This is a genomic window from Streptomyces sp. NPDC059994 (assembly GCF_042737755.1).
Classification (GTDB): Bacteria; Actinomycetota; Actinomycetes; order Streptomycetales; family Streptomycetaceae; genus Streptomyces.
On sequence record NZ_JBHWUR010000042.1, the window covers coordinates 45,374 to 59,541 of the forward strand.

Below are 14,168 nucleotides of genomic sequence, written 5' to 3' on the forward strand. Positions count from 1 at the left end.
CCCGATGCGCACGCTCTGCGCTTCCACCCTCATCGGTGAATTCTTCGTCATAGGGTTCGCCGGCCTGGTCGCCATGAAGGACCCGGATCTGACGTCCACCACCGTCTGGACGGTCAGCGGCATCGCCATGCTGTTCTCGCTGCTCCTGTGCGGTGTGCTGACCCGTCCCGGCGGCGTCCAGCTGGGCTGGGCGCTCCAGATCGCCCTGATCGCGAGCGGATTCGTCGTCCCGCACATGTTCTTCCTCGGCGCGGTCTTCGCCGGTCTGTGGTGGGCCTCGATCCACTACGGCCGCCAGGTCGACGAGGCGAAGGCCCGCTATGCGGCGGAGGCGCCGCAGGTGTAGGTGGGCCGGGCGGGCGCCCGGGGCCTCATGTGGCCCCGGGGCCGCCGTGCCCCGGCCCCCGGTTCGTCTGCGGACCGGGCTGGGGCACCCGCGCAGTTCGCCGCGCCCCCAGGCGGTCAGGGGGCGCGGGCACCTGCGCGATCAGCCACATCCGGTCCGCGGGCGAAGCACCTGCTCGCGCCCCGCGATGCCGCGGCCCCGACAGGGCGGTCCGGGTGCGGCCGCGTCCCGGGCCCCCTGTAGCCTCGGCCCCACCGCACACGTATGCCTGCAAGGAGCCGGACACCATGACCCAGCGCACTCTCGTCATCCTCAAGCCCGACGCCGTCCGTCGCGGCCTGATCGGCGAGATCATCGGCCGTATCGAGCGCAAGGCCGGCTGGACCATCCCGGCGATGGAGCTGCGCACGCTGGACCAGGAGACCCTGGAGACGCACTACGGCGAGCACAAGGGCAAGCCGTTCTACGAGCCCCTGATGGGCTTCATGGCCTCCGGCCCCGTCGTCGTCCTCGTCGCCGAGGGCGAGCGGGTCATCGAGGGCGTACGCCAACTGGCGGGTCCCACCGACCCGATCGCGGCCGCGCCCGGCTCCGTCCGGGGCGACTTCGGCACCATCGTCCGGGAGAACCTCATCCACGCCTCGGACTCCGAGGAGTCCGCCGAGCGCGAGCTGAAGATCTTCTTCCCGGGTCTGGTCTGAGTCCGGTCCGGTCCATTTCCTGACCGGGCGTCAGCCATATAGCGCTCATGACCTGGGGCGACCGAAGGAATTTCGGTCGCCCTTCGGTATATGCGGGGCGAAGTCGGGAACGCATCGCACCGACACGTCGTCACCATTACCAGAGGTGGACCAACGCGCCGTGTCCGTGCAGGCGGCACTACGATGGAGCCTCACGCCCACAGCACCCACCTCGCCGACCTAAAAAGCCGTCAACGCTCGATTAGGGAAGGCCGGACGCATCCTCATGGGGAGCAACAACATGTCGTTCATCGGCCGTGACATGGCTGTCGACCTCGGGACCGCCAACACGCTGGTGTACGTCAGGGGCCGCGGAATCGTCCTGAACGAGCCGTCCGTCGTCGCCATCAACACCAACACCGGCGGCATCCTGGCGGTCGGCGCCGAGGCGAAGAAGATGATCGGCCGTACGCCGGGCAACATCGTGGCCGTACGACCGCTGAAGGACGGCGTCATCGCCGACTTCGAGATCACGGAGCGGATGCTCCGCTACTTCATCCTGAAGATCCACAAGCGGCGCTACCTGGCGCGCCCGCGCGTCGTCGTCTGTGTGCCCTCCGGTATCACCGGAGTCGAGCGCCGCGCCGTCATCGAGGCCTCCACCCAGGCCGGCGCCCGCCAGGTGCACATCATCGAGGAGCCCATGGCCGCGGCCATCGGCTCGGGCCTGCCCGTCCACGAGGCGACCGGCAACATGGTCGTCGACATCGGCGGCGGCACCACCGAGGTCGCGGTGATCTCGCTCGGCGGAATCGTCACGGCGCAGTCCATCCGCGTCGCCGGCGACGAGCTGGACAACGCGATCATCCAGCACATCAAGAAGGAGTACAGCCTCCTCCTCGGTGAGCGCAGCGCCGAACAGATCAAGATCACCATCGGCTCGGCGTACGAACTCGACAAGGACGAGCACACCGAGATCCGCGGCCGCGACCTGGTCTCCGGGCTGCCCAAGACCGTGGTCATCTCGGCCGCCGAGGTCCGCAAGGCCATCGAGGAGCCGGTCAACGCGATCGTCGACGCCGTGAAGACGACGCTCGACAAGTGCCCGCCCGAGCTCTCCGGCGACATCATGGACCGCGGCATCGTCCTCACCGGCGGCGGCGCCCTGCTGCGCGGCCTCGACGAGCGGCTGCGCCGCGAGACCGGCATGCCGATCCACATCGCCGAGGACCCGCTGGATTCGGTCGCTCTGGGAGCCGGCAAGTGCGTCGAGGAGTTCGAGGCGCTCCAGCAGGTCCTCGACGCCCAGCCGCGCCGATAAGCGCCACCGGCCGCCGTCCCCCCGGGTCACCGAGTGGCCAGGGGGGACCGCCCGTACGGGCCAGTGCCGACCCATACGGCGGATCGTTGATATACAGATCGAAAAGATTCCGACGAGGAAGGCACGGCCGCCGCACGTGAGGGACACACGAGAGAGCCGGCTGCTCCTGGTGCTGCTGATCGCCGTAGCGTTCGCGCTGATCACGGTCGACATCCGGGGTGGGGAGAATTCACCGGTGGACGGGGCCCGGCAGGCCGCCGCCACGGTGTTCGGGCCGGTGGAGAACGGCATGGCGGCCGCCGTCGACCCGGTCGGCCACGCCATCGGCGCGGTGCGCGACTCGGGTGAGCGCCACAACAAGATCGCCGACCTCCAGCGCGAGAACGAGGCGCTGAAGCAGAAGCTCGGCAGCGACGCCCGCAACCGTTCGCGCCTGGGTCAGCTCGACTCGATGCTCAAGACCGCCGGCGAGGGCCAGTACGGCATCAAGGCCGCGCAGGTCATCGGGATAGGAGCGGCCCAGGGCTTCTCCTGGACCGTCACCATCGACGCCGGCTCGCGCGACGGCATCAAGCGCGACATGACCGTACTGAACGGGGAGGGGCTCGTCGGCCGGGTCACCACCGTCGGCCCGTCCACCGCCACCGTCCTGCTCGCCAACGACCCGGACTTCACGGTCGGCACCCGGATGGAGAACAGCGACGAACTGGGCTTCGCCACCGGCCAGGGCGACCGGCCGCTGTCGGTGCAGCTGCTCAACGGCAAGGCCAAGGTCAAGGCGGGCGACCGCCTGGTGACCTTCGGATCGCAGTCCGACAAGCCGTTCGTGCCCGGCGTCCCGGTCGGCGAGGTGGTCCGCGTCGACCCCTCCGGCGGCGACCTGACCCGGACCATCTACGTGCGTCCGTACGTCGGGTTCACCAAGCTCGACATCGTCGGCGTCGTCGTCCAGGCCCCGCGCACCGACCCGCGCGACCAGGTGCTGCCCGCCAAGCCCAGGCCGGCCCCGACGCCCACCGTGACGGTGACGGTCACCCCGGCCCCGAACCCGAACCAGGCGAACCCGAACGCGGCGGACCCGAACGTGCCGATCCCGGGCGGCGACCCGAACAACGCCAACCCCAACCCCAACGGCGCCGCGAATCCCAACGCCAACCCCAACGGCCCCGCGAACAACGGCAACGCGAACAACAACGCCGCCGCCGACGGCGACCAGTAGGAGCTGATCCAGATGCGTATCAACAGGGTCATCCTCTCCTCCGCCCTGGTCGTCGTCGCCCTCGTCGTCCAGGTGAGCGTCCTCGCCCGGCTCCAGCTCCCGGGCGCCGTCCCGGACCTGGTGCTGCTCACCGTCGTCGGCCTCGCCCTCGTCTACGGACACCTCGGCGGCGCCTTCGTCGGGTTCGGCGCGGGCCTGCTCTCCGACCTCGCCCCGCCCGCCGACCACGCCGCCGGGCGCTACGCCCTGGTGCTCTGCGTGATCGGCTACGCGGCGGGGCTCGCCAAGCCCGACCACGGCCGGCTGCGCTCGGCCACCGGGCCCATGGCCGTGGTGGTCGGCGCGGCCGTCGGCTCCACACTGCTCTACGCGAGCGTGGGCGCCCTCGTCGGCGACACCGCGGCCCGCCACGTCGGCCTGGTGAACCTGCTGTTCACGGCCGCCGTCTACGACCTGCTCCTCGCCCCGTTCACGGTGCCGCTGATCATGGCGCTGGCCAGACGGGCCGAGAACGACCCGCTCGGCGAGACGTCCGGGGGCGGCGGCTCGGCCAAGAACGGCACCGGCATCGCCTCCGGCTGGCTCTCCGGCGGCGCCGGGCTGCGCATCGGCAACCAGAAGGGCGGCCTGCGTGTGAAGGCCGCCCGCAACCGCGCGGCCCGGGCCGGCCGCATCAAGGGCGTCAAGCGACTGTGAACGAGGGGGCCACGGCGTGAGCAACATCCCCGAGACGGGACGCACCCCCCGGGTGCAGATCCGGCTCATCATCATCCAGGTCCTCGTCTTCTCCCTGCTCCTCACCCTGGGCGGGCGCCTCTGGTACCTCCAGATCCGCAACGGGCAGGAGTACGAGGACGAGGCCAAGAACAACCATGTGCAGCAGGTCGTCCAGCCCGCCGTGCGCGGCGCGATCCTGGACGCGCGCGGTGTGCCGCTCGCCGACAACGAGACCCGGCTCGTGGTCTCCGCGTCCCGTACCGATCTGACGAAGATGCCCGACAACGGCAAGGCCGTGCTGACCCGGCTCGCGACCGTCCTCGGCATGAAGCCGCAGGACGTCATGGACAAGGTCCGGCTCTGCGACGCCAAGACGCCCAAGCCGTGCTGGAACGGCTCGCCGTACCAGCCGATCCCGGTCACCGACAAGGCCACCACCCAGCAGGCCCTCCAGATCCGCGAGCGCTCCGAGGACTTCCCCGGCATCACCGCCGACCCCACCGCGGTGCGCCGCTACACCTCGCCGGGCAAGGCCAACACGGCCCAGGTCCTCGGCTATCTCTCGCCGGTCACCGACGAGGAGATCACCAAGGCGAAGAACACCGACTCGCCGTATCTGCGCTCGGACATGGTGGGCCGCTCGGGCCTTGAGCGCACGTACGACAAGCAGCTGCGGGGCAAGGCGGGAGTGACCCGCTACGAGGTGGACAACCTCGGCCGGGTCATCGGGCAGGCGCAGAGCGACAAGGCCGAGCCGGGCTCGAACATCGTCACGTCGATAGACGCACGGGTGCAGGCCGTCGCCGAGTACGAGCTCAACCACGCGATGGAAGAGGCCCGCAAGGAGTTCGACAAGAACACCAACGAGAACTACAAGGCGGACGCGGGCGCGGTCGTGGTGATGGAGGCCAAGACCGGCCGGGTCGTCGCCATGGCGTCGCTGCCCAACTACGATCCGAACGCCTGGGTCGGCGGCATCTCCGCCAAGGACTACCAGGCCCTCACCGGCAAGGGCTCCAACTACCCGCTGCTGAACCGGGCCATCCAGGGCCAGGCGGCCCCCGGCTCGATCTTCAAGGTGGTCTCCTCGGCGGCCGCGGTCCGCGCCGGATACGCCTTCAACGGCAGCTACCCCTGCCCCAGTTCGTACTCGGTGGGCGGACAGGTCTTCAAGAACTTCGAGTCCCAGGGCCACGGCAGCATCAGCATCGGCCAGGCCCTGGAGGTCTCCTGCGACACCGTGTACTACGGGCTCGCGCACGACCAGTGGCTCAAGGACGGCGGCATGAAGCCGAAGAAGGACGCCGCCGACTGGTTCTACAAGACCGCCCACGACTTCGGGCTCGGCTCCAAGACCGGAGTCGACCTGCCCAGCGAGGTCCCCGGCCGGGTCCCCGACCGCCAGTGGAAGCAGCGGTTCTGGGCGGCCAACAAGGACGCCTGGTGCAAGCACGGCAAGAAGGACGGCGACTACGTCGAGAAGATCGAGTACGAGAACTGCCTGGAGGGAAACCTCATGCGCGCGGGTGACTCGGTCAACTACTCCATCGGCCAGGGCGACACCCTCGTCACCCCCATCCAGATGGCGACGATCTACTCGGCGATCTCCAACGGCGGCACCCTCTACGACCCGACCGTCGGCAAGGCCGTCATCAGCGCCGACGGCAAGTCGGTCAACGAGATCAAGCCCAAGGCGCACGGCAAGCTGCCGATGACCCGGGCCACCCGCGACGACATAGACGGAGCCCTCGCGGGAGTCGCCACCCGCGGTACGGCCGCCTGGCGGTTCGGCGGCTGGCCGCAGAAGCAGATCCCGATGCACGCCAAGACCGGCACCGCCGAGGTCTACGGCAAGCAGACGACCTCGTGGTTCGCCACGTACACCAAGGACTACTCGATCGTCATGACGATCTCCCAGGGTGGTACGGGCTCCGGCGCCTCCGGCCCCGCCGTGCGCAACATCTACGACGCGCTCTACGGGCTCGACGACGCGGGCACCCAGGACCTGGGGCGCGCCCTGCTGCCCGAGCCGCAGCAGACCCTGCCCAGGATCCAGGCCGACGGCTCCATCGACGCGCCGAAGATCGAGCCGTACGACCCGGACTCGCAGAAAGTCCCCGAGAAGAAGACCGGTGAGCAGCAGCTCGCCGCGGCCAACACCGACAACCGGGGCGGCGCGCGCCACGGACGGAGGGACTGAGCACCATGGCCGGCTTCTCCGTCCAGCGCTACGCGCCGGAGCGCTCCTCCTTCGCCAAGCTGACCGCGCGCGACTCGGTGATGCGCCGGCTCGACTGGCCGCTGCTGCTCGCGGCGCTCGCGCTGTCCTTCATCGGCTCGCTGCTCGTGTGGTCCGCGACCCGCAACCGCACCCAGCTCAACCAGGGCGACCCGTACTACTTCCTGATCCGCCACGCCATGAACACCGGCATCGGCTTCGGCCTGATGATCGGCACGATCTGGCTGGGCCACCGCACCCTGCGGGGCGCGGTGCCGGTGCTCTACGGGCTGTCGGTGGTGCTGATCCTCGCCGTGCTGACCCCGCTGGGCGCGACCGTCAACGGTGCGCACGCCTGGATCATCATCGGCGGCGGCTTCTCGCTCCAGCCCTCCGAGTTCACCAAGATCACGATCATCCTGGGGATGGCGATGATACTGGCGTCGCGCGTCGACGCCGGGGACCAGGCCCACCCCGACCACCGCACGGTGATGAAGTCGCTGGGCCTGGCCGCGCTGCCGATCCTGATCATCATGATGATGCCGGACCTCGGCTCGGTCATGGTCATCGTGATCATAATCCTGGGCGTGCTGCTCGCCTGTGGAGCCTCCAACCGGTGGGTGCTCGGCCTGATAGGAGCGGGCGTGGCGGGCGCGGTCGCGGTGGCGGCGCTCGGGCTGCTCGACGAGTACCAGATCAACCGCTTCGCGGCCTTCGCCAACCCCAACCTCGACCCGGCGGGCGTCGGCTACAACACCAACCAGGCCCGTATCGCCATCGGCTCCGGCGGACTGACCGGCACCGGACTGTTCAAGGGCAGCCAGACCACCGGCCAGTTCGTCCCCGAACAGCAGACGGACTTCGTCTTCACCGTCGCGGGCGAGGAGCTCGGCTTCGTCGGCGCGGGCCTGATCCTCGTGCTGCTCGGCGTGGTCCTGTGGCGCGCCTGCCGCATCGCCCGCGAGACGACCGAGCTGTACGGCACGGTCGTGGCGGCCGGGATCATCGCCTGGTTCGGGTTCCAGTCCTTCGAGAACATCGGGATGACGCTCGGCATCATGCCGGTGGCGGGCCTGCCCCTGCCGTTCGTCTCATACGGAGGATCGTCGATGTTCGCCGTCTGGGTGGCGATCGGACTCCTCCAGTCGATCAGAGTGCAGCGCCCGATAACGGCGTGAGCGCCCCGCTGGGGGCGCGGGTGACATGGCTGCTGCGCGCCCCCTGGGCCACGAGGAATGCCGGACCGGCCGCGATGGCCGGTCCGGCGCTCTGTTTAGGGCCCGATTTCGCGTCTAGATTCAATTCATGGCGGAGACGAAGCGCGAGATCGAGCGGAAGTACGAAGCCACCGGCGACGACGTCCGGCTCCCCGACCTCACGAAGGCCGCGGGCGTCGCCAGCGTCGTCGACAAGGGCGTGGCGGAGCTGGACGCCGTCTACTACGACACCCAGGACCTGCGCCTGGCCGCGGACTCCCTCACCCTGCGCCGCAGAACGGGCGGCGACGACGCGGGCTGGCACCTGAAGTTCCCGGTCGCCACCGGCATCCGCGACGAGATCCGCGCACCCCTGTCCCCGGACGTCCCCCGCACCCTGGCCGCCCTCCTGCGCTCCCGCGTCCGCGACACGCCACTGACCCCCGTCGTACGGCTGCTCTCCTCCCGCCACGTACGCCATCTGCTCGACGAGGACGGCGCGCTGCTCGCCGAGGTGAGCGTCGACGCGGTGCGGGCGCAGCGGCTGAGCCCGGGGCAGGTCGCCACGGCCGCCTGGACCGAGATCGAGGTGGAACTCGCCGACGAGGTGGACCCCGCCCTCCTCGACCGCGTCGAGAAGCGCCTGCGCAAGACGGGCCTGCGCCCGTCGCAGAGCGCGTCGAAACTGGCGCGGGCGCTGGCGGAGACGGCCCCGTCGGTACCTGGCCTCCCCAAGCCCCCGGCCGCGGACAGGACTCCTGCCGGGGACAAGGCCACCGCCGGCGGCCACGTCCTCGGCTACCTCCGCGCCCAGCGCGACGCCCTGATCGGCTTCGACCCGGCCGTCCGGCGCGAGCTGCCCGACTCCGTCCACCAGATGCGCGTCGCCACGCGCCGGCTGCGCAGCGCCTTCAAGTCGTACGGGAAGGTCCTCGACCGGACCGTCACCGACCCCGTCGGCGAGGAGCTGAAGTGGCTCGCGGCCGAGCTCGGCGTCGACCGCGACCAGGAAGTGCTCACCGAACGCCTCCAGAACCGCATCGCCGCCCTGACCCGCACCCTCCTGCTCGGACCGGTCCGGGGACGGCTGCGCATCTGGAGCGTCGCCCGCCGCTCCGGCTCGCGCCGCAAGACCCTCGCGGTCCTGGACAGCAAGCGCTACCTCGCCCTGCTCGACACCCTGGACGCGCTGCTCGCCGCCCCGCCGCTTCGCCCGGCGGCCCGGCGGCCGGTCGCGGAGGTGCTGCCCAAGGCGGTGATCAAGGACTACGAGCGGCTGGCGGGCCGGATAGCACATGCCCTGGAGCTCGGTCCCGGCGAGCCGCGCGACCTGGCCATGCACGCCGCCCGCAAGGCGGCCAAGCGCGCCCGGTACGCCGCCGAGGCCGCCGAGCCCGCGCTCGGCGCCCCCGCGAAGAGGTTCGCCAAGCGGATGAAGGCGGTGCAGACGGTCCTGGGCGACCACCAGGACAGCGTGGTGGCCCGCGAGGCCCTGCGCGGCCTGGCGATCCAGGCCCACCTGGCCGGCGAGTCCGCGTTCACCTGGGGACTCCTGTACGGCCAGGAGGTGGCGGCGGCGGCCGACCGCGAGCGGGAGCTGCCCGGGGTGTGGCACAGGGCGTCGCGGCCGAAGCTGCGGGCGGCGCTCGGGGCGTAACCGAACGGGCTGGCGATCGTTTTATCGGTGCACGGCTTATCGGTGCACGGCTTCTCCGTGCGGGCGGAGGTGGTCCACCATGGGAAAGCCGCGAGGTGCGCCGGGCGCTCTGCGCCCACCGCTGCGGGGCCGTTCAAGATCGCCGTGCCGGGGGCGGCTCGACTCGGGTTACGCTTGAGAGTCGCCCCCCAGCCAGCTCACGAAGGTTCCAGATGTCTGCTGCCGAGTCTGTCTTCCCGCAGCTCGAAGCTCTGCTCCCGCACGTGCAGAAGCCGATCCAGTACGTCGGCGGCGAGCTCAACTCCACCGTCAAGGACTGGGGGAGCTGCGATGTCCGCTGGGCGCTCATGTACCCGGACGCGTACGAGGTCGGGCTGCCCAACCAGGGCGTCATGATCCTCTACGAGGTGCTGAACGAGCGCGAGGGCGTCCTCGCCGAGCGCACGTACAGCGTGTGGCCGGACATGGAAGCGCTGATGCGCGAGCACAAGCTTCCGCAGTTCACCGTGGACAGCCACCGCCCGGTCGGCGCCTTCGACGTCTTCGGCCTCAGCTTCTCCACCGAGCTCGGCTACACCAACATGCTCACGGCCCTGGACCTCGCGGGCATCCCGCTGGAGTCCAAGGACCGCACCATGGACGACCCGATCGTCCTCGCGGGCGGCCACGCGGCCTTCAACCCCGAGCCGGTCGCGGACTTCATCGACTGCGCGGTCATCGGCGACGGCGAGCAGGCCGTGCTCGACATGACCGAGATAATCCGCGGGTGGAAGGCCGAAGGGCGCCCCGGCGGGCGCGAGGAGGTCCTGTTCCGCCTCGCCAAGACCGGCAACATCTACGTCCCGGCGTTCTACGACGTCGAGTACCTGCCGGACGGCCGCATCGGCCGTGTCGTCCCGAACAAGTCGGGCGTGCCGTGGCGGGTCAGCAAGCACACCGTCATGGACCTCGACGAGTGGCCGTACCCGAAGCAGCCGCTCGTGCCGCTCGCGGAGACCGTCCACGAGCGCATGTCCGTCGAGATCTTCCGCGGCTGCACCCGCGGCTGCCGTTTCTGCCAGGCCGGCATGATCACGCGCCCCGTGCGGGAGCGAAGCATCACCGGCATCGGCGAGATGGTGGAGAAGGGTCTCAAGGCGACCGGCTTCGAGGAAGTCGGCCTGCTGTCCCTGTCGAGCGCCGACCACACCGAGATCGGTGAGATCGCCAAGGGCCTCGCGGACCGGTACACGGAGGACAAGATCGGCCTGTCCCTCCCCTCCACCCGTGTGGACGCCTTCAACGTCGACCTCGCCAACGAGCTGACCAGGAACGGCCGTCGCTCCGGTCTGACCTTCGCCCCCGAGGGCGGCAGCGAGCGCATGCGCAAGGTCATCAACAAGATGGTCTCCGAAGAGGACCTGATCCGTACCGTCGCGACCGCGTACGGCAACGGCTGGCGCCAGGTGAAGCTGTACTTCATGTGCGGCCTGCCCACCGAGACCGACGACGACGTCCTGCAGATCGGCGACATGGCGGTCAACGTGATCGCCAAGGGCCGCGAGGTGTCGGGCCAGAACGACATCCGCTGCACGGTGTCGATCGGCGGCTTCGTCCCCAAGCCCCACACCCCGTTCCAGTGGGCGCCGCAGCTCTCCGCCGAGCAGACGGACGAGCGCCTGGGCAAGCTCCGCGACAAGATCCGCGGCGACAAGAAGTACGGCCGCTCCATCGGCTTCCGCTACCACGACGGCAAGCCGGGCATCGTCGAGGGCCTGCTCTCGCGCGGCGACCGCCGCGTCGGCTCCGTCATCCGGGCCGTCTACGAGGACGGCGGCCGCTTCGACGGCTGGCGCGAGCACTTCTCCTACGACCGCTGGATGGCCTGCGCCGAGAAGACGCTGCCGTCGTACGGCGTGGACGTCGACTGGTACACCACGCGCGAGCGTACGTACGAGGAGGTCCTGCCCTGGGACCACCTGGACTCCGGTCTCGACAAGGACTGGCTCTGGGAGGACTGGCAGGACGCGCTGGACGAGACCGAGGTCGAGGACTGCCGCTGGACGCCGTGCTTCGACTGCGGTGTGTGCCCGCAGATGGACACGCACATCCAGATCGGCCCGACGGGCAAGAAACTGCTTCCGTTGACGGTCGTCAAGTAACCACTCGATCACCGGTTGATCACGGCAGGCCCCGCATCGCAACGATGCGGGGCCTTTGCCGCGTCCTGACGTCCATGGAACTCCCGCAGCAACCGCCGCCGGGGCAGCCCGAGGGCTGTCTGACCGTCGCGATCCGCATCCCCGTGCGGATCATCGTCCTGGTCCTGGTCGTGCCGGTCCGCATGATCTGGGACGTCCTGGCCGCGGCCGCCCGTGCCCTCCACCGCACGGTCCTGCGCCCGGCGGGCCGCGCGCTGAAGTGGCTGGGCCACACGCTGGTCGTGGTCCCCCTCGCCTTCCTCGGCCACTGCCTGTCCTGGCTGCTCCGCACCTTGGTGGTGACCCCGCTGGCGTGGCTGTGGCGGTGGCTGGTCGTGCCGGTGTGGCGGTACGGGGTGGTCGCCCCGGTGGTGTGGCTGTACCGGTATGTGCTCACTCCGGTGGGCCATGGCATCGCGTGGGCCGCCGCCGGGGTGGGGGCGGGGCTGGCCTGGGTCGCGACCGGGGTGGGGGCGGGGCTGGCCCGGGTCGCGACCGGAGCGTGGGTCGGGCTGGCCTGGGTCGGCGCCGGGCTCGGGGTGGGGCTCGCCTGGGCCGCCCGGGGGATCGGGATGGTCGTCTCCGCGATCGGAACTGCCCTCGTTCGAGTGGGTTTGGTCTTGTTTGTGGTGCCCGTCGAGTGGTTCTACCGGCGTGTGCTGACGCCGATCGGGCACGCCGTCGCGGTCGTCGCCCGCGAGGTCGCCGCCGCGTTCGGGCACGCCTGGCGGATCGCCGGACACCTCTCCCGGGCCGTCGGGCGCGGGCTGAAGTGGCTCGGGTGGCAGCTGGTCGGACGGCCGGTGCGGTGGGTGTGGCGGACGGTGTGCGCGCCCGTCCTGCACTGGGTCCGGGACACGGTGTGGGCCCCGGTGAAGCGGGCCGCCGTCGAGGCCGGACGGGTCGCGGGTGCCGCGCTCGGCGCCGCAGGACGCACCGCGCGCGAAGCCCTCGCCGCGGCCCGCGACACCGTCCGGCAGGCCCGCGCCGAAACCCGGCGGGCGCTCGTGGGCGGCCCGCCCCGGGAACCACCACCGCATCCTGCGCGTACTCTGGGTAGTACAACTACTGCCTCCGGCGCGGTGCCCGCCCCCGAGATCTCCCTCCACAAGTCGGAGGGATGAGCCGGGCGGCGCGCGGGCTGTGACCGGAGGGCCCCCACAGGACAGGTGGGCGGCGCCCACCGCGCCCGCCCCGCACGAGGAGAGAACCACTGGGCAAGCGACAGCCCGAAGGCCCGCCGCCCGCACCCGCGGTGCAGCGCATCCGACTGCGCTACACCAAGCGCGGCCGCCTCCGGTTCACCAGCCACCGCGACTTCCAGCGCGCCTTCGAACGCGCGCTGCGCCGCGCCGAAGTGCCCATGGCGTACTCGGCGGGCTTCACCCCGCACCCCAAGGTCTCGTACGCGAACGCCGCCCCCACCGGCACCGGCTCCGAGGCCGAGTACCTGGAGATCGCGCTCACCGAGTACCGCGACCCGGCGAAGCTGCTCACGCTGCTCGACGAGTCGCTGCCCACCGGGCTCGACATCACCGACGCCGTGGAGGCCCGCACCTCGGGCCTCGCCGACCGGCTGACCGCCTCCATCTGGGAGATGCGCCTCGACGGCGTGGCCGTCGAGGACGCCGAGAAGGCCGTCGAGGCCTTCCTCGCCGCCGAGACCGTCGAGGTCCAGCGCAAGACCAAGAACGGCGTGCGCACCTTCGACACGCGCGGCGCGGTCGCCGGACTCCAGGCGCTTCCTCCACAGTCCGACTTCGTCGGCTCCGCCGGAGCGGCTCCCGCCGCGCCCATCAATAGGCCGGTGGACAAGCCCTGTGCGATACTGCGCCTGGTGGTACGGCACCTGACACCTGCCGTGCGACCCGACGACGTCCTGTCCGGTCTCCGAGCTGTGGCCGACCTGGCGCCGCCGGTCCCCGCAGCGGTGACCAGGCTGGCGCAGGGGCTCTTCGACGAGGAGTCCGGCACGGTGACCGACCCGCTCGCGCCCGACCGCGAGGCAGCCCCGGCCGCTCCACCCAAGGCCGCCGGGACCGCTTCTGCGACGGCGCCTGGGGGTACCTCCCTGGCCCTCTAGGCCTTGGGGGCGGTCCCGCCGCAAGGGGCAGTCGTTGTAGCGCAGCCCTGGTACTCGGGAGCCACCTGGGTCGGGCAGCGCACAGACCAGAAGACTTTCGCCAGGCCGTGCGTACATCGCGTACGGAACCGGCGAGCCGGACATATCAGCTCCCGTGCGGCGACCGCGCCCCGGACGACGTCACCCGCGCACATCACGCGGACGTGCCGCCGGACCGGAACCAGGCGCGGCGCCCGGGAGCGTGACGGGAGCTACGCCCGCATGCTTGAGAACGAGAAGAACGAACCCGGTGTGACCGGGGACGACAACAACAGCCCCAGCGACACGCTGCCGCCGCGCCGCAGGCGCCGCGCGGCGTCGCGGCCCGCCGGTCCGCCGGGAGCCGCCGGCGCCGACGCGCCCGAGACGGCCGCCGCGGCCACCGAGGCCCCGGCCGAGGCACCCGCCGCCGCCGAGGCCGCTCCGGCGCGCACCCGCCGCCGCGCCACCCGTAAGGCCACGGCTCCGGCGGGTGCGCCCAAGGCCGCCGAGGAGACCGAGGCCGAGGCCGA

General features: G+C 71.0%; 12 protein-coding genes. All 12 read left to right on the plus strand.

What is annotated here, in order from left to right:
* Positions 1-4: 4 nt before the first annotated feature.
* Positions 5-346 (plus strand): DUF4233 domain-containing protein, encoded by a 342-nt coding sequence (locus tag ACFWA7_RS21500; RefSeq protein WP_385824595.1) that lies wholly within the window; start codon positions 5-7, stop codon positions 344-346.
* A 287-nt stretch (positions 347-633) separates the two neighbouring features.
* The gene (ndk, locus tag ACFWA7_RS21505; protein ID WP_385547409.1) at positions 634-1,047 is read left to right on the plus strand and encodes a nucleoside-diphosphate kinase; all 414 of its coding nucleotides are present in this window, start codon (positions 634-636) and stop codon (positions 1,045-1,047) included.
* A gap of 280 nt (positions 1,048-1,327) precedes the next feature.
* The gene (locus ACFWA7_RS21510; protein ID WP_385547428.1) at positions 1,328-2,347 is read left to right on the plus strand and encodes a rod shape-determining protein; all 1,020 of its coding nucleotides are present in this window, start codon (positions 1,328-1,330) and stop codon (positions 2,345-2,347) included.
* Positions 2,348-2,483: 136 nt separating this feature from the next.
* Positions 2,484-3,566, plus strand: coding sequence for a rod shape-determining protein MreC (mreC, locus tag ACFWA7_RS21515; protein WP_385824597.1), 1,083 nt, complete (start codon positions 2,484-2,486; stop codon positions 3,564-3,566).
* A gap of 12 nt (positions 3,567-3,578) precedes the next feature.
* A complete protein-coding gene (gene mreD, locus ACFWA7_RS21520; RefSeq protein ID WP_385547403.1) occupies positions 3,579-4,262 on the plus strand; it encodes a rod shape-determining protein MreD in 684 nt (227 codons plus the stop codon).
* Positions 4,263-4,278: 16 nt separating this feature from the next.
* Positions 4,279-6,483 carry a penicillin-binding protein 2 gene (gene mrdA / locus ACFWA7_RS21525; protein ID WP_385547400.1) on the plus strand — a complete coding sequence of 735 codons (2,205 nt, stop codon included), beginning with the start codon at positions 4,279-4,281 and terminating at the stop codon, positions 6,481-6,483.
* A 5-nt stretch (positions 6,484-6,488) separates the two neighbouring features.
* A complete protein-coding gene (gene rodA / locus ACFWA7_RS21530) occupies positions 6,489-7,679 on the plus strand; it encodes a rod shape-determining protein RodA (RefSeq protein WP_385547397.1) in 1,191 nt (396 codons plus the stop codon).
* 127 nt (positions 7,680-7,806) lie between these two features.
* Positions 7,807-9,354 carry a CHAD domain-containing protein gene (locus ACFWA7_RS21535; protein ID WP_385824599.1) on the plus strand — a complete coding sequence of 516 codons (1,548 nt, stop codon included), beginning with the start codon at positions 7,807-7,809 and terminating at the stop codon, positions 9,352-9,354.
* Between the two features lie 212 nt (positions 9,355-9,566).
* Complete coding sequence (locus ACFWA7_RS21540) at positions 9,567-11,495, plus strand: TIGR03960 family B12-binding radical SAM protein (protein ID WP_385547391.1); 1,929 nt, start codon at positions 9,567-9,569, stop codon at positions 11,493-11,495.
* 74 nt (positions 11,496-11,569) lie between these two features.
* Positions 11,570-12,658 (plus strand): hypothetical protein, encoded by a 1,089-nt coding sequence (locus ACFWA7_RS21545; RefSeq protein ID WP_385824601.1) that lies wholly within the window; start codon positions 11,570-11,572, stop codon positions 12,656-12,658.
* 131 nt (positions 12,659-12,789) lie between these two features.
* Positions 12,790-13,617, plus strand: coding sequence for a TIGR03936 family radical SAM-associated protein (locus tag ACFWA7_RS21550; RefSeq protein ID WP_385547385.1), 828 nt, complete (start codon positions 12,790-12,792; stop codon positions 13,615-13,617).
* A 261-nt stretch (positions 13,618-13,878) separates the two neighbouring features.
* On the plus strand, positions 13,879-14,168 hold a 290-nt coding region (locus ACFWA7_RS21555; RefSeq protein WP_385824603.1), incomplete at its 3' end, for a hypothetical protein.